Annotated in this window: 19 protein-coding genes; 12 read left to right on the forward strand and 7 right to left on the reverse strand. The window is 70.8% G+C overall.

The window, feature by feature from the left end:
* Window positions 1-44: 44 nt before the first annotated feature.
* The 3 genes from AAW14_RS05455 to AAW14_RS05465 all read left to right on the forward strand — a co-directional run bounded on the left by AAW14_RS05455 (window position 45) and on the right by AAW14_RS05465 (window position 2,448).
* Window positions 45-257 (forward strand): MbtH family protein, encoded by a 213-nt coding sequence (locus AAW14_RS05455; RefSeq protein WP_322741013.1) that lies wholly within the window; start codon window positions 45-47, stop codon window positions 255-257.
* Between the two features lie 285 nt (window positions 258-542).
* Entirely contained in the window at window positions 543-1,277 is a 735-nt protein-coding gene (locus AAW14_RS05460; protein WP_265560440.1) for an FkbM family methyltransferase, read from the forward strand.
* Window positions 1,278-1,293: 16 nt separating this feature from the next.
* Window positions 1,294-2,448, forward strand: a complete 1,155-nt coding sequence (locus tag AAW14_RS05465) for a glycosyltransferase family 4 protein (protein WP_265560442.1) — start codon at window positions 1,294-1,296, stop codon at window positions 2,446-2,448.
* 338 nt (window positions 2,449-2,786) lie between these two features.
* Here AAW14_RS05465 and AAW14_RS05470 read toward each other — a convergent pair whose 3' ends face one another.
* Together AAW14_RS05470 and AAW14_RS05475 are read right to left on the reverse strand one after the other, a co-directional pair.
* Window positions 2,787-3,671, reverse strand: coding sequence for a transcriptional regulator (locus tag AAW14_RS05470; RefSeq protein WP_265560444.1), 885 nt, complete (start codon window positions 3,669-3,671; stop codon window positions 2,787-2,789).
* A gap of 1,038 nt (window positions 3,672-4,709) precedes the next feature.
* Window positions 4,710-5,675: a LysR family transcriptional regulator gene (locus AAW14_RS05475; RefSeq protein WP_265560447.1), complete on the reverse strand. Its 966-nt coding sequence runs from the start codon at window positions 5,673-5,675 to the stop codon at window positions 4,710-4,712.
* Window positions 5,676-5,774: 99 nt separating this feature from the next.
* Here AAW14_RS05475 and AAW14_RS05480 point away from each other — a divergent pair, with 99 nt between their 5' ends.
* Window positions 5,775-6,992: a M6 family metalloprotease domain-containing protein gene (locus tag AAW14_RS05480; RefSeq protein WP_265560449.1), complete on the forward strand. Its 1,218-nt coding sequence runs from the start codon at window positions 5,775-5,777 to the stop codon at window positions 6,990-6,992.
* Between the two features lie 76 nt (window positions 6,993-7,068).
* Here AAW14_RS05480 and AAW14_RS05485 read toward each other — a convergent pair whose 3' ends face one another.
* Genes AAW14_RS05485 through AAW14_RS05505 form a run of 5 tightly spaced genes read right to left on the reverse strand, consistent with a single transcriptional unit; the run spans window position 7,069 to window position 12,845 of the window.
* Entirely contained in the window at window positions 7,069-8,112 is a 1,044-nt protein-coding gene (locus AAW14_RS05485; protein ID WP_416223258.1) for an ABC transporter ATP-binding protein, read from the reverse strand.
* Complete coding sequence (locus AAW14_RS05490) at window positions 8,109-9,143, reverse strand: ABC transporter ATP-binding protein (RefSeq protein WP_265560452.1); 1,035 nt, start codon at window positions 9,141-9,143, stop codon at window positions 8,109-8,111. The genes AAW14_RS05485 and AAW14_RS05490 overlap by 4 nt, the downstream gene beginning before the upstream one ends.
* Window positions 9,143-10,129 carry an ABC transporter permease gene (locus AAW14_RS05495; RefSeq protein WP_265560454.1) on the reverse strand — a complete coding sequence of 329 codons (987 nt, stop codon included), beginning with the start codon at window positions 10,127-10,129 and terminating at the stop codon, window positions 9,143-9,145. Before AAW14_RS05495 ends, AAW14_RS05490 begins: the two co-directional genes overlap by 1 nt.
* A complete protein-coding gene (locus tag AAW14_RS05500; protein ID WP_265560456.1) occupies window positions 10,126-11,079 on the reverse strand; it encodes an ABC transporter permease in 954 nt (317 codons plus the stop codon). Before AAW14_RS05500 ends, AAW14_RS05495 begins: the two co-directional genes overlap by 4 nt.
* 17 nt (window positions 11,080-11,096) lie before the next feature.
* The gene (locus tag AAW14_RS05505) at window positions 11,097-12,845 is read right to left on the reverse strand and encodes an ABC transporter substrate-binding protein (protein WP_265560458.1); all 1,749 of its coding nucleotides are present in this window, start codon (window positions 12,843-12,845) and stop codon (window positions 11,097-11,099) included.
* 265 nt (window positions 12,846-13,110) lie between these two features.
* Here AAW14_RS05505 and AAW14_RS05510 point away from each other — a divergent pair, with 265 nt between their 5' ends.
* The 8 genes from AAW14_RS05510 (at window position 13,111) to AAW14_RS05545 (ending at window position 21,849) form a co-directional block, all read left to right on the forward strand.
* Window positions 13,111-14,271, forward strand: a complete 1,161-nt coding sequence (locus AAW14_RS05510; protein WP_416223259.1) for an NAD(P)/FAD-dependent oxidoreductase — start codon at window positions 13,111-13,113, stop codon at window positions 14,269-14,271.
* 42 nt (window positions 14,272-14,313) lie between these two features.
* Window positions 14,314-14,634, forward strand: coding sequence for a (2Fe-2S)-binding protein (locus AAW14_RS05515; RefSeq protein ID WP_265560462.1), 321 nt, complete (start codon window positions 14,314-14,316; stop codon window positions 14,632-14,634).
* Window positions 14,615-16,177, forward strand: a complete 1,563-nt coding sequence (locus AAW14_RS05520) for an NAD(P)/FAD-dependent oxidoreductase (RefSeq protein WP_265560465.1) — start codon at window positions 14,615-14,617, stop codon at window positions 16,175-16,177. Before AAW14_RS05515 ends, AAW14_RS05520 begins: the two co-directional genes overlap by 20 nt.
* 79 nt (window positions 16,178-16,256) lie before the next feature.
* Window positions 16,257-17,177, forward strand: coding sequence for a dihydrodipicolinate synthase family protein (locus tag AAW14_RS05525; RefSeq protein WP_265560467.1), 921 nt, complete (start codon window positions 16,257-16,259; stop codon window positions 17,175-17,177).
* 30 nt (window positions 17,178-17,207) lie between these two features.
* On the forward strand, window positions 17,208-18,212 hold the full coding sequence (locus AAW14_RS05530; protein ID WP_265560469.1) for a proline racemase family protein: 1,005 nt from the start codon (window positions 17,208-17,210) through the stop codon (window positions 18,210-18,212).
* A complete protein-coding gene (locus AAW14_RS05535; RefSeq protein ID WP_265560471.1) occupies window positions 18,209-19,612 on the forward strand; it encodes an aldehyde dehydrogenase family protein in 1,404 nt (467 codons plus the stop codon). The genes AAW14_RS05530 and AAW14_RS05535 overlap by 4 nt, the downstream gene beginning before the upstream one ends.
* A 62-nt stretch (window positions 19,613-19,674) precedes the next feature.
* Entirely contained in the window at window positions 19,675-20,400 is a 726-nt protein-coding gene (locus AAW14_RS05540; RefSeq protein WP_265561013.1) for a GntR family transcriptional regulator, read from the forward strand.
* Between the two features lie 183 nt (window positions 20,401-20,583).
* On the forward strand, window positions 20,584-21,849 hold the full coding sequence (locus AAW14_RS05545; protein WP_265560473.1) for an alpha/beta fold hydrolase: 1,266 nt from the start codon (window positions 20,584-20,586) through the stop codon (window positions 21,847-21,849).
* Window positions 21,850-21,873: the final 24 nt, after the last annotated feature.

The raw sequence follows: 21,873 nt of genomic DNA on the forward strand, positions 1-21,873 counted from the left end.
GCCACCGACGCGAACCACATCAAACCCCGAGAGAGGATGACGTGGTGACGAACCCGTTCGAAGACCCCGATGCCGACTACCTGGTCCTGGTCAACGAGGAGGGCCAGCACTCCCTGTGGCCGGTCTTCGTCGATGTGCCCGACGGCTGGAAGTCGGTGTTCGGGCAGGCGGGACGGCAGGAGTGCCTCGACTACATCGAGAAGAACTGGACCGACATGCGTCCCAAGAGCCTGATCGCGGCGATGGAGCAGAAGTAGCGGCCGTCCTGTGCCACCCATGGCTTCGCACCCCGGACCGCACCGGATGCGAAGCCATGTGTGCATCTCAGGGTTGACCCTGAGATGCCTCTCCATCTGTGGGTGGATGAGATCCCGATGCGTCGGATGATGTGATGGTAGGCCGAGCTCAGATGGCGTCGCTCCGGAACCGGACGTTCGCCGTGTTCGTGTTCTATCGAAAGGCTTGTGATGAGCGGCAGGTTGACGCGTCGGGTGCGTGCCTTACCTCTGCGTTCCGGCGGGCGTCCGTCCGCGGGAGCCCGCGTGACCTCGGTGGCGTCCGGGCTCCGCTGGGCGTCCTCGCGGTGGTCCTTCGTGGAGCAGGAAGTGGCCGGCCTGCGTCAACTCGTGCGGCCGGGAGCCGTGTGCCTCGACATCGGGGCCGAGTACGGCCTGTACACGTGGAGCCTTTCCGCGCTGGTGGGGCCGTCCGGGCAGGTGCACTGCGTCGAACCGCTGCCAGGCCCTGCGACGTGGCTGCGAACCACGGCCGCCGCTCTGGGCTGTGACAACGTCATCGTGCACCGTATGGCTCTGGGGGAGCGGGCCCACGAAGGGACGATGAGCCTGCCGCGGCGGCGCCTGCTTCCGGTGCACGGACGCGCCTATCTCACCGAGGGTGCTTCGGGGCCGGGCCCGAACGTCGAGTTCCCCGTCTCCCGTCCGGTTCCCACGGCGGTGCGGACGGTGGACGGGTTGTGCCGGCACATGGGGCTGGAGCGGGTCGACTTCATCAAGGCCGATGTCGAAGGGGCGGAGGCGGCCGTGCTGTCCGGGGCGCGGCGCACGCTGCAGGAGCACCGGCCCGTTCTGCTGCTGGAAATCGAGGACCGTCATCTGGCCAAGTACGACATGAAGTCGAGGGACCTGGTCGACCGGCTCGCCGACCTCGATTACGACATGTACCGATGGCGCGAGGGGGGTTGGGAGCGCGTGGCGTATGTCACGGACGACTGCCGTAACTACCTGTTCTCGGCGTCTTCGATTTCCCTCGGCTGAAGGATCCGACTCATCCATGGGTTCCACCCTTGTCATCACCAACGACTTCCCGCCCCGTCAGGGAGGGATCGAGACGTTCGTGCATGCCATGACCACGCGTATGCCGGACGACGACGTCGTGGTCTACACCTCGCACGAGCCCGGCGACACCGCCTACGACGCGACCCTCCCCTTCCCCGTGGTACGGGACGGTACGCGCACGCTGCTGCCGACCCGCCGTGTCACCAGGAGGGCCGTCGAGATAGCCCGGGCTCATGGCTGCGACCGGGTCTGGTTCGGGGCGGCGGCGCCCCTGGCCTTGATGGCACCGGCCCTGCGCCGGGAGGGCATCCGACGCATCGTGGCCACCACTCATGGTCATGAGATCTGGTGGGCCCGGACTCCCGGTGCGCGCGGGATGATGCGCCGGATCGGCAACGGCGTGGACGTCGTCACCTACCTCGGCCAGTACACACGCGACCGGATCGCACCCGCCCTCGGGCCCCGTGCGCAGCTCAGCCGCCTGGTCCCCGGGGTGGACGCGCAGGTGTACCGGCCCGACGCCGACGCGCGCGACGAACTGCGCGCACAGCTTGGCCTGCACGGCAAGCGCGTGATCCTCTGCGTGGCGCGCATGGTCCCGCGCAAGGGCCAGGACATGCTCATCCGGGCCCTCCCGCTGATCAGGCGGCAGGTGCCCGAAGCGGTGCTGCTCGTGGTCGGCAAGGGGCCGGACGAAGCCCGGCTGCGGAAGCTGGCGCGCCGCCACGCCGAGGGCGCGGTCTGGTTCGCGGGCGGCAAGGCGCACACCGAGACACCGCGGTACTACGCGGCGGCGGACGCCTTCGCCATGCCGTGCCGTACCCGTAAGGCGGGGCTGGAGGCGGAGGGGCTCGGGATCGTGTTCCTGGAAGCGGCGGCGAGCGGGCTGCCGGTGGTCGTCGGGGACTCCGGCGGCGCCCCGGACACGGTGCTCGACGGCACGACCGGCCGGGTCGTGGACGGCACCGATGCCACGGCGATTGCCGAGGCGCTGACCGGGATACTGCTCGATACCGACCGGGCCGCGGCGATGGGTACCGCGGGCCGCACGTGGGTTCAGGACTCCTGGTCCTGGGACGCCTCCGCCCGCCACCTGATGCAGTTGCTGACACCCGAACACATGCCGGTGGTGACCCCCGCCAAGGAATAGCCGAGGGACTGCTTCTCGCCCGAACACCTTGTTGGGTTCGGGCGTGGACGGCTCCACGGCCGCGTACGGCCACAGGGTCGCTCCGGTCCGGCGCGGCACGATGCCGTCATCGATGAGGGCCTTCACGGGCCGCCGCACTTGCCACGAATGCCGTCCCGCCGGTTCTCGGACTCGGCGGGACGGTCGCTTGTCGGGGGGATTGCGCTGTTGATCTCAAGCATCAGAAAGGTGAGGCGACCGCCCGAGTACGCGCGGGTTCTCATTCCCTCCGTGAGCTGCCGAGGCAATCCGTAACGCGGAAGCGAGGACCCGGGGCAGGCGAAGTCGACATGCGGTCGTCAGCCGGCCGTCCTGCGCGTGAGAGGCTGGTCGCGTTCATCGAGGTGCTGTGCGAACTTCAGCCAGGTGTCGGCGTATTGGCGAGCGAGGCTCCCCACCAGTGCTCCGCAGTGCGGCGGTACAGCCGCGGTAAGGCCGGACCACTCCGCCAGCGCGTTCTGTTGCAGGAGTCGCAGTAGATGCCGCCCCTCCTCCTTGAGCCGCAGCGAGGGGTCACGCAGGAGCTTTTCGAGCACCTGGACCGGATCGGGCTGTGCCGGCCGCGTGAGGCGTTCATCTCGTCGCCGGCCACCCCCGAAGGGGACAGTGACGTCACCCTCGCCCTCCCCTTGCGTCGCGGCCGCCACAGCGGGCCCGGGGGCCGGTGCCGGCGCCGTAGAAGGCCTGAGGGCCTCCGGCCGCACTGCCGAGGGTAACTCACCGGCCTGGAGGCGCTTTCGGACATCGCTCGCGGTAGCGGGCGAGATTCCCGCGATCCGCGCAACCTCGCGCAACGAGGCCTGAGGGTTCTGGGCCATTACTTCGGCGGCTCGCCAACGGCCCTTCGCGCTGCTGAGCGGGCGCACTCGCCCGTCGCGGCCAACCCGTGCGTTCAACTGCGGAACGGAGTCAGTGGCACGGCGTCGGATGGAGGCCACGGCCTTGGCCCCCAGGCCGGAGGCCCGTGCTATGGCCCGGTCCGACATGTGTGGATGCGATGCGACGATCCGCGACGCGGCGGCGCGCCGATCGGCCTGCGACAGCGGCAGACCGTGCGCGATGTTGGCTTGGACCGCGCGCAGGAAGGCGTCTTCCGCGGAACCTTCGAAGAATTCGACGTCGACGGTGTCCTGCCCTCGGGCCAATGCGGCCAGGAGCCGGTGCGTGCCATCGATCACGCGCATGTCTGAACGGCGGACGAGTATGGCGGGCAGGGGCCCGTCGACGTCGGCCAGCCGCGCGACGTGCTCCTGGTCGGGACCCTGTGACCGGGGGGACTCACCGGGCAGGAGGGCTGCGATCGGAACGGGAGTGGTTTTCGGCCCGCGGGCTACGGCGGGCGCGGAAGCGCTCTCCTGACGGCTGATGGCTCTGCTGTGCGCCGGAACGGGTATTCCGTCGTCTGCCTGATTCATTCATTTACCCCGTTTGTCGATACTCATGAGCTGCTGGCCGCTGCATTTTCAGTGAGCTGAGCCGTCGTTGCCCTGGTCGCGGGAGACGAGTACGGCCGGATCGCGAAGGAGAGCGGCATCGTTTTGCGCCTGGTTCGGAGCGTCATCGCATCGGAAGACACCGTAGGTTCACCCTTCCGGGAAGTTGCGTCGTACAGTGCTGTTGCCGATCTTGCGCTGCCCCGCGATCGACCCGTATACGGGGTAGTCGATCGGCTGGGAATGCACTCATGATCATGTCTCGTCACGATGCTGTCGAGACGTTCAAGGCCGCACGTTTCGGCCGCTGCGTGTGGCCGCCACATGCGAATCGGAGCCCTCAAAGTCGGAGCCCTCAAAGAGTGACCGCTTTGCCGTGGAACGGTAAAGAGTCACCGGAGGCGCCGGTTGTCGATCAGAGCGCGTACGCGGGCGCGGCTGAATACCTGGCTCATTCTCAGCCATTTATGGGGCGGGAGAGCGAGTAGGGATCGGTACCGCGCGGACAGACATGGGCCCTGGCCGGGATTCCCCTCCCGACGTGCGGAAACACTTGGCGGCGTTCGAGGTTCAGCTACCTCGCACCTTGCGAGCGGCTGCTCATGATGTCTGAAAGGCACCCTTCACTGGCCAGTGGAATGGCGCGTTTGCTGCCGCCTCGCTGAGCGTCAGCACCTCTGCAGTACGCCGCTCTGGCCGATTCCCGCCTTCTGCTTCAGGCTGCTCGGACCGACAGGTCCCGCTGCGGACGCCGGTACCCCGGCGAACTTCCGGAAGAAGTCGAATTGTTCAGCTGCGCGGATGTGCCGCGTGCGGGTGCCGTTCCCGCCAGCGTGCATACGCGGTGCCGGTCGCGCAGCTGCTCAGATGGCCGTCGTGGACCCGGCGCAGGATCGCCTCGCCGTGCGGGACGAGGGGGCCGTCCACGCGCCAGGCGAGTACATGGCGGTACCAGAGCGGATTGCCCGCCAAGGGACGGACGGCGACGCCGGGGACCTCGATGAAGGTGGCCTGGCAGAGGCTGACGGCCAGTCCCGCCCGGACGATCTCGATCAGCTGACGCCCCTCTGCCTCGTAGGGGGTACGCGGACGGCGGTCGGTGACGGCGAAGACGGACGTCCAGTACTCGTGGGTGCGGTCGCTGCCGGGTCGAGGCACGGCCCAATCCTCCTCGGTGAGCCGGGCCAGACTCACTTCCTCCCGCACAGCCAGGGGGTGGTCGGCGGGGAGCAGCGCGAAGACGGGCTCCGTGACGAGCGGGTGCAGGATCACGCCGTCCCGCGGTGCGAGTTCCTGGCCCGGGTGGTCGCCGAGAACCGCGGCCTCCAGGCGGCCGGCCGTGAGGTCGTCGAGGAGCGGAGCGGGCGCGTACCGGCAGCGGGAGGTCACCTCGGCCTGCGGCACCACGTCGCGTACGGCCCGCAGGAGATGGCCCAGGAGCGGGGCGCCGACCGAGCCGACGCGGACACGGGCGGGGGAGGTCGCGCGGCGGGTGGCGCGGTCGGTGTCCGCGATGAGCTGGTCGATGCCCGGAAGGATGGCATGGGCCCGGGCGAGCACGAGCTCGCCCAGCGAGGTGGGCACGGCTCCGGCGTGGCCACGCTCGAACAGCGTGCCTCCCAGGAGCCTTTCGACGCGCCGCACCTGGGCGCTCAGGCCCGGCTGGGTCATCCCCAGCGACGCCGCGGCGCGGGTGAGGCTGCCGGCTTCCGCGACGGCGCACACCACGCGCAGATGCCGTATCTCCAGATCCATGCGCGGATGTTATGGACCACTGGGAGGTTCCCGACAGTGTGCGGCACCCACAGTCTTATGTGAAATGTCACATGTCGTAGTTATGGAGGTGGTGAATCCATGAGAGCGACCCTCCACGCGCCGAGGAGGCGAGGCGCGCTGCTGCCGGCGGTGCTCGTCGGCCTCCTTCTCTTCTTGCTCGGCGTTCCCGGCGCGCCGTACGCCCGCGCGGTGACGGCGGCCCGGACGGCGGACAGCGCCTCGGACTGCGCGCTGCCCGGCACCACCGGGTGGACGGACGAAGGCCATGACACCGACTTCTCCGCCTTCCGGCGCCCCGCCGGAACCATCGAAGTCGCCATGATCTTCGTGGACTTCCCGGACGCCCCCGCCACCGAGTCCGCCGCCGACGACGCGGCCCGGCTCACGCCCGGCGCGGACTGGGTGTGGAACGCCTCCTACGGCAAGACGTGGCTCGCCATCACCCAGTACCGGCACTGGGTGCGGATGCCGCACAACTCCACGGACTACGGATTCGACCGCGGCCTCAGCCACGAGGCGCACGAGGCCTATCTCAAGGACGCCGTGACGGCCGCGGATGCGGCCGTGGACTTCTCGCGCTACGACATGGTGTACGTCGTGCCGACGAGGAACGCGGCGGCCATCTCCTTCACGCCCACCTATGTGTACGAGCCGGGGACGGCCGGGGTGGTCGCCGACGGCACCCGGATCAAGTGGGCGGTGACCTTCGGTCAGGACATGTGGCATTGGGGCTACAAGCTGGTCGGCCACGAGACCGCGCACACCTTCGGCTTGCCCGACCTGTACGCCTTCGACACGGGCGGTGACGCGCATCGTTTCGTGGGCGGCTGGGACGTGATGGGCCTGATCGGCGGGGCCGGGCCGCAGTACTTCGCCTGGCAGTCGTGGAAGCTCGGCTGGATCGACGACAGCCAGGTCGTCTGCCGGGCCTCGGCGGGCAGTGACACGGTCACCCTGACAGCGGTCGAGTACGGCGGCGGAACCAAGATGGCCGTCGTCCGCACCGGACCCACGACGGCGTATGTCGTCGAGTCGCGGAGGGCGGTCCTCGCGGACGTGGGCCTGTGTTCGACCGGTGCGCTGGTGTACCGGGTCGACTCGTCCGTCGAGACCGGCGGCGGACCGATCCAGGTGATGGACGCCAAGCCGGACGACACTCCGGCAGGCCGCTGCCGCCCGCTGGACGACGCACCGTACTGGGCCGGGGAGTCGTTCACCGACGCGGCCGCGGGGGTGCGGATCGACGTCCTGAGCGCGGCCGGAGACTCGGACACCGTCCGCATCACCAGGTGGTAGGCGCCCGACACGTTCGGCCGCCCGAGCACGGCTGTGTCCTGGACCCACCGGCGGTCCGGGACACGGCCGTGTCCCTTCAGGCGGCCTCGGGGAAGTGGCAGGCCACCTGACGTGTCCCGCCGTGCGCCGCAATGCTCAGCACCGGCGCCTCGGACCGGCAGATCGCCTGGGCCTTGAGGCAGCGGGGGTGGAACGTGCAGCCGGGCGGAGGAGCCGCCGGGCTCGGCGGGTCGCCGAGCAGGGTGATCCGCTCCCGGCTCCGCTCGGCGACCGGATCGGGCAGGGGTACGGCGGACAGGAGGGCCCGGGTGTAAGGGTGAGCGGGAGCCGTGTACACCCTCTCCCTGGGGCCGATTTCCACGATGCGCCCCAGGTACATCACTGCGACCCGGTCGCAGACCCGCTTGACCACCGAGAGGTCGTGCGCGATGAACAGGTAGGCGAGACCGAGTTCGCCCTGCAGACGCTCCATCAGGTTGACGATCTGTGCCTGCACGGAGACGTCGAGCGCCGAGACCGGTTCGTCGGCGACGACCAGGCGGGGGCTCGTGGCCAGTGAGCGGGCGATGCCGATGCGCTGTGCCTGGCCGCCGGAGAACTCGTGCGGATAGCGGTCGATGTGCTCGGGGATGAGCCCGACGAGCTCCATCAGCTCCGCGGCCCTGCGCCGCGCGTCGGCCGCCGGGCTCCCCTGTACCAGAAGCGGATCGGCGATGATCCGGGCCACGGTCTGGCGCGGGTTGAGGGAGGAGTGCGGATCCTGGAAGACCATTTGGATCTCCCGCCGCAGCGGTCTGAGTTCGCGCTGGGCGAGGTGGCTGATGTCGCGGCCGTCGTACGAGACCGAGCCGCCGGTCGGTTCCAGGAGCCGCACGATCATCCGGCCCGTGGTGGACTTGCCGCAGCCGGACTCCCCGACCAGGCCGAGGGTCTCGCCCGCCGCCACGTCGAAGCTGACGCCGTCGACGGCCCGTACGGCGGCCGAACGGCCTCGTCGGCCGGGGAAGGTCATTGTCAAGTTCCGTACGGACAGCAGCGGATCGGTGTGAGGAGGCGCCGGTTGGGCGGACTGGCCGGCGGGGGTGCCGGCCGAGAAGGCCGGCCTGTCGGTGGGTGTCATGGGATGACCTTCCGGGTGCGGTCCGTGGGGGCGATGGCCGGACTCAAGGGCAGGTGGCAGGCCACCGCGCGCCCGTCGGACGCGACCAGGCGGGGCCTGACCCGCTCGCAGCGCTCGCTCGCATCGGTGCCGGCCGCGGCGGCCCGCGGGCAGCGCGGCACGAACGCGCACCCCGGGGCGGGCGCGAGCAGCGATGGCGGGCTGCCGGGGATCGCCCGCAACGGGGCGTCGTCGGCGTCGTCGAGGCGGGGCAGGGAGTCGAGGAGACCCCGCGTGTAAGGGTGGGCCGGGGCGGCGAACACGGCCTCCACCGGAGCTTGTTCGGCCGCTCGGCCGCCGTACATCACCAGGACCTCGTGCGCGACGCGGGCGACCACCCCGAGGTCATGAGTGATCAGGACGACGGCGAGGGACCGCTCCTGCTGGATCCGGGCGATCAGTTCCAGGATCTGGGCCTGCACGGTGACGTCCAGGGCGGTGGTCGGCTCGTCCGCGATCAGCAGTTCCGGCTCGCAGGCCAGCGCCATGGCGATCATCACTCGCTGGCGCATGCCCCCGGAGAACTGGTGCGGGTACTCGCCCGCCCGGCGTTTCGGTTCCGGAATGCCGACCTCGGCGAGCATCTCCACGGCGCGCCGCCGGGCGGCGGCGCGACGGGAACCGAAGTGGACCCGGTGGTGCTCCGCTATCTGTTCGCCGACCGTGTAGTAGGGGTGCAGGCTGGAAAGCGGGTCCTGGAAGACCATGGCCATCTTCCGGCCGCGCAGCCGGTTCAGGTCGCGCTCCGCGAGTCCGACCAGTTCACGGCCGTCCAGGGTGATCGAGCCGGTGACCTGTGCGCCGGTGTGCAGACCCATCACCGCCATCGAGGTGACGGACTTGCCGGAGCCGGACTCGCCGACGATACCGAGGGTCCGTCCGCGATGGACCTCGAAGCCGAGGGAGTCGACGGCGCGTACGGGTCCGCCCTCGGCCTGGAAGGTGACCGACAAGTCTCTTACGGACAGAAGTGTTTCGGGTTCGGCGGCCATCACAGCCTCACTCGCGGGTCGACGACGGCGTACAGCAGGTCGACGGCCAGGTTGGCGACGACGATGAAGGCGGCGGCGAGCAGGGTCACGCCGAGGATCACCGGCTGGTCGCCGGTGGACAGGGCCCCGTAGAAGAGCCGACCGATCCCCGGCAGGCCGAAGATGGACTCGGTGATCACCGCACCGGCGAGCAGGCCGCCCAGGTCCATTCCGAAAAGGGTGAGGATCGGCGTCATGCCGGAGCGCAGGCCGTGCTTGACGACGACGGTGCGGCGCGGCAGGCCCTTCGCGCGTGCGGTGCGGATGTACGGCTCCGCCATCGTCTCGATCATCGAACTTCGGCTCTGGCGCGCGTACATGGCCGCGTAGAGGATGGCGAGGGCCAGCCAGGGCAGCAGCAGGTTCGACGCCCAGCTCGCAGGGTCGTCGCCGAAGGACACGTACTGCGGATAGGGGAGCAGCCCCGCCACCCGGATGAGCCCGTAGATCAGCATCATCGAGGTGAAGTAGACCGGCAGCGAGGCGGCGCCCACCGCGCCGACCATCAGCACGCGGTCGGTGAGGGTGTCCTTGCGCAGGGCGGCTGTCACGCCGGTGCTCAGGCCGAGCGCGAGCCACAGTACGGCGGCGCCCAGGGCCAGCGACGCTGAGACAGGGAGCCGGTCCATCAGCAGGTCCCAGACGGCCTCGCTGTTCTGGTAGGAGTAGCCCAGGCAGGGGAAGTCGCAGCGCAGCGCGTACTGACCGCTGCCCATGGTGCGGCCGGTGAAGATGCCGCTGACGAAGTCCCAGAACTGCCGCCACAGCGGACGGTCGAGACCCATATGGGCGCGGATCGCCGCCAGGCGTTCGGTGCTGCACGCCTTTCCGCAGGCCGCGGCGGCGGGGTCGGAGGGAAGGACGTAGAAGATGGTGAAGGTGACGGCGGCGACGGCGATCAGCACACCGATGACGCCGGCCAGCCGCCGCAGCGTGTAGAGGATCATGTGCGGCCTCCCCTCGGGTCGAGGATGTCCCGCAGGGCGTCGCCGAGCAGTGTGAACGCGAGCACGGTCAGGAACAGGCAGGCACTCGGGATGACGAAGTACATCGGGTCGGTGTCGTAGAAGGAGACACTCTCGGCGATCATCTGGCCCCAGGACGGAGTGGGTGGGCGGACGCCGACGCCCAGATAGCTCAGGGCGGCCTCGGTGGCGATCATGCCCGGGATGATCAGGGTCGTGTACGCGATGACGGGGCCTGCAACGCCCGGCAGGATGTCGCGGGTGAGAATCCGCCACGAGCCGGCACCGCCGACGCGGGCCGCGTCGACGTACTCGCGGTGTTTGAGCGAGAGTGTCTGTCCGCGCACCACGCGGGCGATGCCGGGCCAGCCGAACAGGCCGATGACCAAGGTCATCAGCACGATCCGGTTGACGTCCTTGGCCACCGACATCATCGCGATCATGAAGATGAGCGACGGGAAGGACATGGTGAGGTCCATGAGACGGGAGAGCACGGCGTCCGTGCGGCCCCCGAAGTAGCCGGCCGCGATCCCGGCCGCCGTTCCGGCGACGACGACGATCGCGGTGGCCGTCAGGGCGATGAGGAGGGAGACCTGGGCGCCGTGTACGACACGGGCGAACAGGTCGCGCCCGGTGACCGGTTCGACGCCGAGCCAGTGGTCGGCGGAGACCCCGCCGAGCGGCCCGATGGGCTTGCCGCCCAGGTAGGGGTCGATGGCGGACTTGTCGAACTCGTCGGGCGACCGGCCGCCGAGCGCGCTCAGCAGCGGGGCCCCCGCCGCCATGAGCAGAAAGGCGGCGACGATGGCCAGGGAGACCTTCACGGAGGCCCGGCGGCGCAGTTCCCGGCGGGCGAGCTGCCAGGGGCCGCTGCCCGTGGGGGCCGTCGCGGTGGTTGACGTGGCGGCGGAGTCCGGTGCGGTGGAGGACATGGTGATCGGAGGCTCCGTCAGTTCTGACTCGCGGCCGGGTTCTTGAGGCCGACGGAGGCGTAGTCGAGCTGTCCGCCGAACGAGGTCTGTCCGTACGCGCCCGCGATGTTGCTGCCGAGCACCAGCGGCCAGCGGCGCACGAGGACCGGGACGGCCGGCGCCTTCTTGAGGATCTCGCCGTCCAGCTTCTGCCAGGCTCTGTTCGCCGCCTTGGCGTCGGTCATCGCGGCGATCTCGTCCATCCGCTCCATGGTCGCCTTGTCGCGGAAGAGCGAGTGGTTGCCGGAGTTGCCCTTCTCCTTGATGTAGCGACCGTCGAAGACGAAGGGCAGGAACGTCGAGCCGGAGGGGTAGTCCGGGCACCAGCCCGTATAGACGAGGTCGGTGCGATGAGTGGTGTCTCCGATGGTGGCGTAGAACGCGGAGGGGTCGACGGTGTCGATGGTGACCTTGATGCCGGCCTTGGCGAGGGACTGCTGGATCGCCTCGGCACGCCCCTTGTCACCGGAGGAGACGGTGATCTCGGTGGACAAGCCGTTCGGCCTGCCCGCCTCCTCGAGCAGTTGCTTGGCCTTGGCCGCATCGCCCGTGGTGGGGATCTTCAGGGTGTCGGGCTGCCTGCCGCCGAAGAGAGTGGCGGGCATGTACGCGGTGGACAGGTCGTTGAAGGCGGGCCCGCCGGACGCGGTCAGGACGGCGTCCTTGTCGAGGGCGTACTGCACCGCCCGGCGGATCCTGACGTCGTTGAACGGCGCGCGGCCCGTGTGCATCTGCACCATGTCGGTGCAGTTGGTCGACTCCGCGAGAAGGCGCTTTCGCACCTCGGTGTCCGGCAGCACCTTGGCCGCGCTCTCCGGCCGCAGCGCCCCCCAGGAGACGGCGGAGGCGTCCGCGCCCTGGCTCGCGATGAGGCGGTCGTCGATCTGGTCGCCCTTCAGTCCCATCAACACGACCAGCCTGTCCGGATACGCCTTGCGGACCTCGTCGGTCTTCGGATCCCAGTACTGATTGCGGACCAGGACGAGTTGCTTGTCGCGCCCGTACGACTGGATCTTGTACGGGCCCGAGGAGAACGGCCGGTTGTCGTATCGGGGTCCCGTATCCCGCGCCTTCGGCACGGGCGCGAAGGTCGGCATTACGGTCGCGTCGGGGAACTCGGCGAACGGCTTGCGCAGTTCGAAGACGATCGTGTGGTCGTCCGGCGTCTTGATGGAGTCGAGATGCTTGCCCTGCGCCGGCCCCTGGTAGCCCTCGGCTCCGGCGAGGTAGCGGGCAGCGTAGTCGGCGCCACCCGGCAGGTCGGGCGAGAAGGACCGCTCCACGTTGTACTTCACGTCCTGCGCGGTGACGGGCGTGCCGTCCTCGTATCTGATGCCCTCCTTCAGGTGGAAGGTCCAGGTCTTGGCGCCGTCGGAGGACCTGCCCAGATCGGTGGCGAGGTCGGGGACCAGCTCACCGCCACCGGTGCCGGGGGCCGCCTTGTAGGTCACCAGGGTGCGGTAGAGCAGCCGGGTGCCGAACTCCATGTCGCTCATGACCCAGTTGCGGGCGGGATCGAGGTGGGTGAAGTCCTGGTTGGACAGGACGGTCAGGGTGCCGCCCTTCTTCGGGGTGCCGCCGACGACGGCGCCCTGGTTGGCGAGGGCGGGGTTCTCGCCGCGGCCTTTGCCGTCCGTGGAGTGCGTGCCGCCGGAGCAGCCCGCCGCGCCCAGGGCGAGGGCCGCCACCAGCGCGGAGGCGGTGGCGGTACAGGTGCGCTTGTTCATCGTGGTCGCTCCGTGAACAGTCGGACAGCCGGAGAGGCTGGAATGTGACCCGTAACATAGTAATGTGAAATTGCACTGACAAGGTGTCACCCGCTCCTTTACCCAGCTGTGTCCATGACCGCCGGTTTCGGCGACGTCGTACGCGGCCCGTCGCTCGCGTCGGCGCAGTCGCTGCTTTCGCGAGGCCCCGGCCGAACTGCGCGGGGCCGGCGTGTGTGTCTCTTGGCAAGCCGAAGTGCAATGTGAAATATTACTGCACGTGCCCATGAGAACCTCTGCCGATCTCGTCGTCGTCGGAGCGGGCGTGGTCGGCGCCGCCTGCGCCTACTACGCCGCCCGGTCCGGCCTCCGCGTCACCGTGATCGACCGTGGCCCCGTCGCCGGCGGGACCACGGGAGCCGGTGAGGGCAATCTGCTGGTCTCCGACAAGGAGCCGGGCCCCGAACTCGACCTGGCCCTGCTGTCCACGCGGTTGTGGCGCACGCTGTCCGACGTCCTGTCGCCCCACATCGAGTACGAGGCGAAGGGTGGCCTGGTCGTCGCATCCGACGACGCGGGGATGACGGCCCTGCGGGACTTCGCCACACGCCAGCAGCGGGCGGGGATGACGACGGAGGAGGTCACCAGCGACCGGCTCCGCGATCTGGAGCCCCACCTCGCCCCGGGCCTGGCGGGCGGCTTCCACTATCCGCAGGACGCCCAGGTACAGCCCGCGCTGGCCGCGGCGCATCTGCTGCGGGCCGCGGGCGAGCAGGCCTCCGGCCGGGTGCGGCTGCGGCTCGGCGAAGAGGTCACCGGTGTGCTGACGGGTGCGAACGGCGCGGTGCGGGGCGTACGGACGGTGAGAGGTGACCTGCACGCTCCGTATGTCGTGAACGCGGCCGGGACCTGGGGCGGTGAGCTGGCCCGGCTCGCGGGCGTGCACCTGCCGGTGCTGCCCCGGCGCGGCTTCGTGCTCGTCACCGAACCGATGCCGCGACTGGTGCGACGCAAGGTGTACGCGGCCGACTACGTCGCCGATGTCGCCAGTGGCTCGGCGGCACTGCAGACCTCCGCCGTCGTCGAGGGCACCGTGGCGGGTCCGGTTCTGATCGGCGCGAGCCGGGAACGGGTCGGCTTCGACCGCACACTGTCGGTGGAGGTGCTGCGCCGCCTCGCGGCCCAGGCCACACGCCTGTTCCCGGTGCTCGCCGGGGTGCGGGCGATCCGGACGTACGCTGGATTCCGCCCGTATCTGCCCGACCATCTGCCCGCGATCGGGCCCGACCCGCGCGTTCCCGGACTGCTGCACGCCTGCGGTCACGAGGGCGCGGGGATAGGACTCGCCCCGGCGACAGGGGTGATCGTCGTCCGGATCCTGACAGGGGAGCAACCTCCGTTGGACATCGAGCCGTTCAGGCCGGACCGGTTCGGCAGCGGGCGATGAGGCGACCGGCCTCCATGCCCTTTCCCAGGAAGGAGCCGCGCCATGGCGCGTGACCGCAGCGCCGCCGAACTCGTCGGCGCGGCGCCCGAGGCCCCGTTCGAAATCACCTTCGACGGGCGCACGCTCACCGCGCTGCCCGGACAGTCGGTCGCCGCCGCGCTCTGGTCGGCCGGCATCCTCGCCTGGCGCACCACACGCCGCGGCGGTCGTGCGCGCGGAGCGTTCTGCGGCATCGGCCAGTGCTACGACTGCCTCGCCACGATCAACGCTCAGTCCAACAGGCGAGCCTGCCTGGTGCCGGCCCGCCCCGGCGACACGATCACCACCCAGGAAGGGCACGGTCATGCCGAACTCGCCGTCTGACGAGGCGACCGACCACGCGTACCGGGAACCGTACGACCTCGCGGTGGTCGGCGCGGGCTGCGCGGGCCTGGCAGGCGCCGTCACTGCTTCCGAACTGGGGCTCTCCGTCGCCCTGTTGGACACCTCCGGCCAGATCGGCGGCCAGTTCTACCGCAGGCCCGCCCCGGCCCTCGGCGCGGTGCGCCCCGAAGCCCTGCACCATGACTGGTCCGCCTTCGTCGACCTGCGCCGACGACTGGAGGCCAGTGACATCGTCCATCTCGCCGGGCACCACGTGTGGACCGTGACGCGGGTGAGCGAAGGAGACACCGCGTGGTCGGTGCACGCGGTCACCGGCGCGGACGGTTGTGGGGAGCGCCCGGTCCGTGTGCGCGCCCGCACGGTCCTGCTGGCGACGGGCGCATACGAACGCCACCTTCCCTTCCCCGGCTGGACGCTGCCGGGAGTCGTGGGCGCCGGGGGAGCGCAGGCGATGCTGAAGTCCGGTCTCGTCCTGCCCGGCAGGCGTGTCGTCGTGGCAGGCAGTGGCCCGCTGCTCCTCGCCGTCGCCTCGTCACTTGCCGCGGCCGGGGCGCGTGTCCCCGCGGTGGTGGAGGCGTCCGGCTATCTCGGCTACGCCCGCCGCCCGAGCGCCCTCGCCGCCAACCCGCACAAGCTGGCGGAGGCCCTGGTCCATGGCGTGGCGCTGTTGCGCCACGGCGTGCGCCTGCGCACGCACAGCGCGGTGACCCTGGTCCACGGCACGGACCGGGTGGAGGCGGTCACCGTCTCCCGTGTCGACCGCGACTGGCGCCCCCTGCGGGGGACGGGCCGCCGGATCGCCTGCGACGCGCTGGCGGTCGGGCACGGTCTCGTCCCACAGGCGGAGCTGGCCACCAGCCTGGGGTGCGCGACCCGGCGCACCCCGGACGGAACGTACGCCCTCGAACTGGACGGACTCCAGGAAACCTCGGTACCCGGTCTCTGGGCTGCGGGCGAGACCGGCGTCGGCGGCGCGCAACTCGCCCGTGTGGAAGGCGACATCGCGGGCATCGCGGCCGCCGCCCGGGTGTACGGGAAGCCCGCGCTCACCCGCAGCGGGCGCGTGCGGGATCTTCAGCGCCGCCGCGACCGGATGCGGGCCTTCGCCGACGCCATGGCCGCGGCGCACGCTCCGGGGCCGGGCTGGGTGCAGTGGCTCGACGACGCAACGGACGTGTGCCGCTGCGAGGAGGTGACCGCCGGAGCCATTCGTGAGGCGGTGGCCGACTACGGTGCCCGTGATGCGCGCACCGTCAAGCTCCTCACCCGCGCGGGCATGGGCTGGTGCCAGGGGCGGATGTGCGGAGCGGCCGTGACGGCCCTCGCGGCCGGGCCGGGCGCCGCATCCGTGCCACCGTCCTCCGAACGCCGGCCACTCGCGGTGCCGGTCCCGCTCGGGGTGCTGGGTGCGCTCGACCCGGGTGACGCGCCCGCCGAGCCCGCCGCCCCCCTCGCACCCACCGACCCGGGCGGGCGGCCCCTCGTGGCCGGTGCGGAGGAGGCCGACACGCCGGCCTCCTGACGGGCCCCGCCGATCCCGTACCTGTTGTACGCGGCGCCGCCAACAATAAAATGTCACACGCTACATAAGGAGCTGCTGCATGACCGCCACCACCGCCTGCGCCACGTGGCAGGCCGACCGCCCCTGGCGCGGCATCATGGTCGCCACCGCGCTTCCCCTGCGCGAGGACCTCTCCGTCGACTACGACGCCTACGCCGAGCACGTCCGCTGGCTCATCGGCAACGGCTGCGACGGCGTCGTGCCCAACGGCTCCCTGGGCGAGTACCAGACGCTCACCGGGGAGGAGCGTGCCCGCGTGGTGCGCACAGCCGTCGAGGCCGCGGGTGACGGCGCGCGTGTGATGCCCGGGGTGGCCGCCTACGGCAGCGCGGAATCCCGTCGCCTGGCCGAACAGGCCGCCGAGGAAGGCTGCGGCAGCGTCCTGCTGCTTCCGCCGAACGCCTACCGTGCGGACGAGAAGGCTGTGCGCGCCCACTACGCGGAGGTCGCACGGGCGGGGCTGCCCGTCGTGGGCTACAACAACCCCATCGACACCAAGGTCGACCTCACCCCCGCCCTCCTCGCGGGACTCCACGGCGACGGCAGCATTGTGGCCGTCAAGGAGTTCAGCGGCGATGTGCGCAGGGCCTACGAGATCGCCGAACTCGCCCCCGACCTCGACCTGCTGATCGGAGCGGACGACGTCCTGCTGGAGCTGGCTCTCGCGGGGGCGGTCGGCTGGATCGCCGGCTACCCGAACGCCTTCCCCGCCACCTGCGCCGAGCTGTACCACGCAGCCGTCGCCGGGGACCTCGGCACCGCACTGCCGCTCTACAGGTCACTGCACCCGCTGCTGCGCTGGGACTCCAGGACCGAGTTCGTGCAGTCCATCAAGCTGTCCATGGACCTCGTCGGCCGCCGAGGCGGAACCACCCGCCCGCCGCGCCTGCCGCTGCCCGCCGCGATCGGTGCCGCGGTGCGCGCGGCGACCGAGAAGGCCGTCGCCGAGGGCCACCACTGACCGCAAGCCGACTCACAGGAAAGGACGTTCGTGCGTACCCGTCATGTCTTCCACGCCGTCGACTCACACACCGAGGGCATGCCCACGCGCGTGATCACCGGAGGTGTCGGGGTGATCCCCGGCGCCACGATGGCCGAGCGCAGGCTCCACTTCATCGAGCACATGGACCACCTGCGCACGCTCCTGATGTACGAGCCGCGCGGCCACGCCTCCATGAGCGGCGCGATCCTCCAGCCGCCGACCCGCCCCGACGCCGACTTCGGAGTGCTGTACATCGAGGTGTCGGGCCTGCTCCCGATGTGCGGGCACGGCACCATCGGCGTGGCCACCGTGCTCGTCGAGACCGGCATGGTCCCCGTCACCGAACCGGTCACCACCATCCGCCTCGACACCCCCGCCGGGCTCGTCTCCGTCGACGTACACGTCGACAACGGGGCGGCGAAGGCGGTCACGTTCACCAACGTTCCCGCCTTCTGCGTCGGCCTCGACCGCAAGGTGGACGTGCCCCGGTACGGAACAGTGACGTACGACATCGCCTTCGGCGGCAACTTCTACGCCTTCGTCGAACTCGACGCGCTGGGGCTGCCGTTCGACCGGTCCCGCAAGGACGACCTGCTGGCCGCGGGGCTCGCCGTCATGGACGCGATCAATGCGTCCCCGGACCGCCCCGTCCATCCGGTTCAGCCCGAGATCGCCGGGGTCAAGCACGTCTACCTCGCCGCGCCCGGCTCCGACGCGCATCGCTCACGCCACGCCATGGCCATCCACCCGGGCTGGTTCGACCGCTCCCCGTGCGGCACCGGCACCTCGGCGCGGATGGCGCAGCTGCATGCCCGAGGCGCGCTGCCGCTGCACGAGGACTTCGTCAACGAGTCCTTCATCGGTACCGAGTTCACCGGCCGTCTCGTGACGGAGACCGAGGTCGGCGGGGTTCCCGCCGTCGTTCCCAGCATCACGGGACGTGCCTGGATCACCGGAACCGCCCAGTACTTCCTCGACCCGGACGACCCCTTCCCCGGAGGTTTCCTCCTGTGACCACCGCCCTTGCCCAGGTCGTCTCGCGCAACCCGGCCGATCCCTCCGAGGTTCTGGTGCGGGTACCCGCCCCGGGTGCCCTCGCCGCCGTCGACGCCGTGGAGCGGGCCCGCGCCGCCCAGCCCGGCTGGCTCCTGGTCGGCGCGACCGCACGCTCGGCCGCGCTCGGCGCCGTCGCCGCCGCCATCGACTCCGCCGCGGACGAACTGGCGGCCCTCGCCGTGCGCGAGGTGGGCAAGCCGGTCAGCGAAGCACGCGCCGAAGTGACCCGCACCGCCGCCATCTGGCGGTACTACGCCCAGGCCCCCTTCGAACCCACCGGTGCCGTCCACGAGACGGGTGACGGTGCTGGGCTCCTGCTGACGCGCCGCCGCCCGCACGGAGCCGCGGCCCTCATCACCCCGTGGAACTTCCCCTTCGCGATCCCCAGCTGGAAGGCGGCACCTGCGCTCGCGACGGGCAACACCGTCGTCCTGAAGCCGGCACCGGAGGCGACCGCGTGCGCCCAGCGCCTGGCCGAGATCGTCCACCAGGCGGTGCCGGCCGGGGTCTTCACCGTGCTGCCCGGCGGACCCACCGAGGGCAACGCCGTTGTCTCCGCCGCCGACGTCGTCTCCTTCACCGGCTCCACCACCGTGGGCCAGGCGGTCGTCCGCACCGCCACCGCGCGGGGCGCCCCCGTGCAGGCCGAGATGGGCGGGCTGAACGCGGCGATCGTCCTGCCCGACGCGGACATCCCCCGGGCCGCCGCGCACATCGCCGCCGCGATCGCCGGATACGCGGGACAGAAGTGCACCGCAACCAGCCGCGTGATCGCGGTCGGCGCCGCCCTCGACCCCCTGCGCGAGGCCCTCGCCGAGGCGCTGCGAGCGCTCCCGGTGGGTGACCCCGCCGACCCTGCAACGGTGTGCGGACCGGTCGTCGACGAGCAGGCTCGCGACCGGGTGACCCAGGCGAGAGAGGGTCTGTCAACAGTCGCGGCCGCCGCCGTCCCCGAGGGGGCAGACGGCTGGTACGCGGCCCCGGCCCTGGTCGAGAAGGTGCCGCCCGGCCACCGGCTGCTGCGCGAGGAGGTCTTCGGACCGCTGGCGGCGCTGCTTCCCGCCGGCGACCTGGCTCACGCGGTCCGGATCACCAACTCCGTCCCGTACGGCCTGGTCACCTCGGTGCACACCGCCTCGCTCGACGCGGCACTGCACGGGCTCGACCACCTCGACACCGGCATGATCCGCGTCAACGCCCCGTCCACCGGGGTGGATTTTCACCTGCCCTTCGGCGGAGCCAAGGCCTCCAGCCACGGTCCACGCGAACAGGGACGCGCGGCCCTGGCGTTCTACACCTCCGACCGCACCTACACTCTGGCCCCCGCACACCCAGGGGCACCTGCGAAAACAACGTGACATTGTACGCTGGTGATCCGCTCGGCCACGAGGGCACAGGGCACGAAGGGAACACCACCACCATGGGCCACCTCAAGCAGCGCAACCTCATCACCACCAGGGAGCGGCTGCGCGACCAGGTCGCCCACGCCCTGCGCGCCGCGCTGATCTCCGGCGAACTGCGACCCGGCGAGGTCTACTCGGCGCCCGGCCTCGCGGAGGACTTCGGCATCTCCGCGACACCGGTGCGCGAGGCGATGCTCGACCTGGCCCGCGAGGGCCTTGTCGAGCCCGTTCGCAACAAGGGCTTCCGCGTCACCGAGGTCAACGAGCGCGACCTCGACCAGTACACCGAGATCCGCACCCTGATCGAGGTCCCCATGGTCGGCCGGATCACCCGCAGCGCCGCCCGCGAAGACCTGGAGGCGCTGCGCCCGGTCGCCGAGGAGATCGTGCGCGCGGCTCGTGAGCACGACCTCATCGGCTATCTGGAGGCCGACCGCCAGTTCCATCTCTCCCTGCTCGCGCTCGCCGGCAACGACCGGCTCGTCGAGACGGTCGGCGACCTGCGCAAGCGTTCGCGCCTGTACGGACTGACCGCCCTGGACGAGCGTGGACAGCTGATCCCGTCGGCCGAGGAGCACATCGAACTCCTCGACCTGATGGTGGCGGGTGATGTGAAGGGCGCCGAGAAGTGCATGACCCGCCACCTCGGACATGTGCGCTCGCTGTGGGCCAAGGGCGTCCAGGAACAGCAGGAGAAGCCCGCCAGGCGCGTCACCGGGAGGAAGCTGGGCGCGTCCCGCTGAGCCGGCTCCGCGAAACAAGCGCGCGCTTCCTCGCATAACGCGGGGTTATGGTCAAGCGGGGGCTGCCGCGGGCGGATCGGGCCGCCACACACTGGGCGGTACACGTCACACGTCATCCGGCACACTGCCGCCCTCCACTCACCTGCCTGTCGGCCCTGCCGCGCAGGTTCGGGAAAGAGCGCCATGAACCCCGCGTACGCGACCGTCGACCACTCCTTCACCGCCCCTCTGGACCACGCTGACCCCGGCGGCCCCACCCTCCAGATCTTCGCCCGACAAGTCGCCGATCCGGCCCGCGCCGAGGACGACCAGCCCTGGCTGCTGTATCTCCAGGGTGGACCGGGCGGCAAGTCGCCCCGCCCGTCGGCCGATTCGCCCGGCTGGCTGGCCCAGGCGCTGAAGACCCACCGCGTGCTGCTCCTCGACCAACGCGGCACCGGCCGCTCCACACCCGTGACCGCCAAGGCCGCCACCCGGTTCCCGGATCCCGGCCGACTCGCCGCGTACCTCGCCCACTTCAGGGCCGACTCGATCGTCGCGGACGCGGAGCTGATACGCCGCGAGCTGTGCGGCGAGCGGCCCTGGGAGACGCTCGGCCAGAGCTACGGCGGCTTCGTCACCCTCACGTACCTCTCCCAGGCCCCCGAGGGGCTGTCGGCATGCCACGTGGCCGGGGGCCTGCCGGGGCTCACCGCCACCGCCGACGACGTCTACGCCCGCACACATCCGCGCGTACGCGACCGCGTCCTGGAGTACTACGACCGCTACCCCGACGACGCCAAGCTCCTTCGCCGTGTCGCCGACCGCCTCGCCACAGGTGACGTACGCCTGCCCGACGGAGACCGTCTCACCGTCCGGCGGTTGCGTACCCTCGGCCTCGCCCTCGGCATGGGCGACGGATTCGAGCGCGTGCACTGGCTGCTCGACGAATCCCTCGACGAGCGCGGCGAGTTGACCGACACCTTCCTCCACCAGGTGATGGGCCTGACCGGTTTCACCGACAACCCACTGTTCGCCGTGCTGCAGGAGACGCTGTACGGGCAGGGGGCCGCACCCACGGGCTGGGCGGCCCACCGGGCGCTTGCCGCCTTTCCCGAGTTCGCCGAGGACGCGGAGACACTCCTGCTCACCGGCGAAATGATCTACCCCTGGATGTTCGAGGACATCCGGACCCTGCGCCCCTTCACGCAGGCTGCCGACCTCCTCGCGCGCCGGACCGACTGGCCGCCGCTGTACGACGTCGGCCGCCTGGCCGCCAACGAGGTTCCGCTGGCCGCCGTCGTCTACCACGACGACATGTACGTGGACGCGGACCTGTCCCTGCGTACCGCGCGGCACGTCGGTGCCACCCGCGTCTGGGTCACCAACGAGTGGGAGCACGACGGGCTCACCGCGTCCGGCGGGCGCGTTCTCGCCCGCCTCATGGACCTGGCCGCCGGCCGCGTCTGACGAGCCGCCTGCTGCCTCACCGAG

It is taken from the genome of Streptomyces hygroscopicus, assembly GCF_026168105.1.
Lineage (GTDB): Bacteria > Actinomycetota > Actinomycetes > Streptomycetales > Streptomycetaceae > Streptomyces > Streptomyces hygroscopicus_D.

Excerpts from the sequence above, each read along its gene's own strand:
- AAW14_RS05465 (WP_265560442.1), top strand. The coding sequence starts at position 1,294 with ATGGGTTCCACCCTTGTCATCACCAACGACTTCCCGCCCCGTCAGGGA.
- AAW14_RS05470 (WP_265560444.1), bottom strand. The coding sequence starts at position 3,671 with ATGCGCGTGATCGATGGCACGCACCGGCTCCTGGCCGCATTGGCCCGA.
- AAW14_RS05475 (WP_265560447.1), bottom strand. The coding sequence starts at position 5,675 with ATGGATCTGGAGATACGGCATCTGCGCGTGGTGTGCGCCGTCGCGGAA.
- AAW14_RS05480 (WP_265560449.1), top strand. The coding sequence starts at position 5,775 with ATGAGAGCGACCCTCCACGCGCCGAGGAGGCGAGGCGCGCTGCTGCCG.
- AAW14_RS05485 (WP_416223258.1), bottom strand. The coding sequence starts at position 8,112 with ATGACACCCACCGACAGGCCGGCCTTCTCGGCCGGCACCCCCGCCGGC.
- AAW14_RS05490 (WP_265560452.1), bottom strand. The coding sequence starts at position 9,143 with ATGGCCGCCGAACCCGAAACACTTCTGTCCGTAAGAGACTTGTCGGTC.
- AAW14_RS05495 (WP_265560454.1), bottom strand. The coding sequence starts at position 10,129 with ATGATCCTCTACACGCTGCGGCGGCTGGCCGGCGTCATCGGTGTGCTG.
- AAW14_RS05500 (WP_265560456.1), bottom strand. The coding sequence starts at position 11,079 with ATGTCCTCCACCGCACCGGACTCCGCCGCCACGTCAACCACCGCGACG.
- AAW14_RS05505 (WP_265560458.1), bottom strand. The coding sequence starts at position 12,845 with ATGAACAAGCGCACCTGTACCGCCACCGCCTCCGCGCTGGTGGCGGCC.
- AAW14_RS05510 (WP_416223259.1), top strand. The coding sequence starts at position 13,111 with ATGAGAACCTCTGCCGATCTCGTCGTCGTCGGAGCGGGCGTGGTCGGC.
- AAW14_RS05515 (WP_265560462.1), top strand. The coding sequence starts at position 14,314 with ATGGCGCGTGACCGCAGCGCCGCCGAACTCGTCGGCGCGGCGCCCGAG.
- AAW14_RS05520 (WP_265560465.1), top strand. The coding sequence starts at position 14,615 with ATGCCGAACTCGCCGTCTGACGAGGCGACCGACCACGCGTACCGGGAA.
- AAW14_RS05525 (WP_265560467.1), top strand. The coding sequence starts at position 16,257 with ATGACCGCCACCACCGCCTGCGCCACGTGGCAGGCCGACCGCCCCTGG.
- AAW14_RS05540 (WP_265561013.1), top strand. The coding sequence starts at position 19,675 with ATGGGCCACCTCAAGCAGCGCAACCTCATCACCACCAGGGAGCGGCTG.
- AAW14_RS05545 (WP_265560473.1), top strand. The coding sequence starts at position 20,584 with ATGAACCCCGCGTACGCGACCGTCGACCACTCCTTCACCGCCCCTCTG.